This window comes from Rhodoplanes sp. SY1 (genome assembly GCF_046000175.1).
Lineage (GTDB): Bacteria > Pseudomonadota > Alphaproteobacteria > Rhizobiales > Xanthobacteraceae > Rhodoplanes.
Genome location: NZ_JBEOMB010000473.1, coordinates 1 through 641 on the forward strand (window position 1 = coordinate 1; position 641 = coordinate 641).

Genomic DNA, 641 nt, shown 5'->3' on the forward strand with positions numbered 1-641 from the left:
CCCGCAATCCGAGAGTTAATGTGTATCCCAATAAACTGAGCCTCAAGTGCGCCAGAGCTAGTTTTTTAAAGGTTGAGAACGACGATCCTTTCTTGACAAGCGCTTCTAACTCGGAAATACGATCGCAATGCGCGGTGATCTCTTGATGCAATTCTTGGATTTTGGCTCGCGCTATCAGATATTCCTTGCGAAAGTGAGCAAGTTCAGTCTGCAAGCCGATTACGGTGTTCGCCTGCGCGGCGCTGTGCTGGCGGTATTCAATCAAGGGATGCGGGACATGAACGAGGTTCCATCCAGCCAAGTGGATTCTGTAAAAGAGATTGTGATCTTCGGGCCCGTCCGAATGGACGTAGCCTCCGACTTGGTCGAAGGCTCGACGGCGGTACATCGACGACCCGTGAACAAAGTTGCTGTGCGCGAAATTCGCGAGCACATCGGCAGTGGGATCGGGGAATCGCCAAAGATAAATGCTCGACCCGTCTCCTAGGCTTTCCGCAACTAAAGTCCCCCCGACCTTCGAGGCAAGCAGTCCGGCGAGCGAGCCGAACACTGTCATGTCGGTGTACGCAACGGCAGCGGTTGGATCGCGATCTAGAGCAACTTTGCAGCGTTCGACGAAGTCACTTCGCATACGATTGTCT

At 53.4% G+C, this 641-nt stretch carries 1 protein-coding gene; it reads right to left on the reverse strand.

What is annotated here, in order from left to right:
- A partial coding sequence (locus ABTU92_RS30430; protein WP_408095257.1) for a glycosyltransferase occupies nt 1-641 on the reverse strand: 641 nt, incomplete at both ends.